Annotated in this window: 1 protein-coding gene; it reads right to left on the bottom strand. The window is 42.1% G+C overall.

Annotated features, from left to right (window positions below; translation table 11 throughout):
• Positions 1–152: 152 nt before the first annotated feature.
• Positions 153–377, bottom strand: coding sequence for a hypothetical protein (locus DWX33_RS22240; protein ID WP_005865070.1), 225 nt, complete (start codon positions 375–377; stop codon positions 153–155).
• Positions 378–466 lie beyond the last annotated feature (89 nt).

Genomic DNA, 466 nt, shown 5'->3' on the forward strand with positions numbered 1-466 from the left:
CTTTACGGCCGTGTCCCATTGACTTTTTTGTATCCCGTATTAGGGATGTTGCTGATAGGTTAGGGCGCAAGGGGCGCATCTTTACGTATGTTTCTAAAACTTTTTCTGTAAATAACGTTTATACCCCTCTTGTCTGTAGAGTGATGTAAATATTATTTTTCTAAAAATGTTTCTTTGAAAGCGTAAAGATGCGCCTTTTGCGCCCTAGGATTTTTGCCGGGGAATTTTCCTGATGCCTTAACATGTGGATATACAGTTGTTTGTGTGGTTCTTCCCTCTTCGGCTTTTTGGGTCTTTGGGGGGCGATATAATGGGTCCTTACCCACGTTTACGTGATCCGAAAGCACTAAAACCAAGTGCATTTCGCATGATTTCATGAGCTAAAAGCCGTTTTTTCTGTGTGATTTCCTATCGGGGCCAAGATCGTTTTTGTCGTTTTCATACGTGCAAATGTACTCGTGGAGCA

The organism is Parabacteroides sp. AF19-14 (genome assembly GCF_003635485.1).
In the GTDB taxonomy this organism is placed as follows: domain Bacteria; phylum Bacteroidota; class Bacteroidia; order Bacteroidales; family Tannerellaceae; genus Parabacteroides; species Parabacteroides distasonis.